Raw genomic sequence first — 342 nt, forward strand, 5'->3', positions numbered from 1 at the left:
TCCAGGAACTCGGCCTGGCGATCAGGTCGACGGTCGAACTCGTCGAGGCCGCCGCCCGCAGCGGCCGGCACCGGGCGACCCGCAGCAGCAGAACCAGCGGACCCAGCCGCTCCCGAAGGTCCAGCCGGCCCAGCCGCTGCCCGCGGCCGAGCCCGCCCCGATGGAGAGCACCCAACAGTTCGCCCGCCCCCGGTTCGAGGCCAGCGACATCGACCCGCGCGACCCGCTGGGCCTCGGCCTGGTGGAGCCGGTGCTGCCGCCCATGCCGAACCCGGTCCGCCCGGAGCAGGCCGGCCGGCCGCAGCAGCCGCCGGCCCCGCAGCAGCCGGTCCAGCAGGCCGG

At 77.8% G+C, this 342-nt stretch carries 1 pseudogene; it reads left to right on the plus strand.

From position 1 onward, the window contains the following. Positions 1-160: 160 nt before the first annotated feature. A pseudogene (locus ABD308_RS24810) lies at positions 161-342 on the plus strand (hypothetical protein); the annotation flags it as partial.

The sequence above is a fragment of the Kitasatospora putterlickiae genome, assembly GCF_039527695.1.
Classification (GTDB): Bacteria; Actinomycetota; Actinomycetes; order Streptomycetales; family Streptomycetaceae; genus Kitasatospora; species Kitasatospora putterlickiae.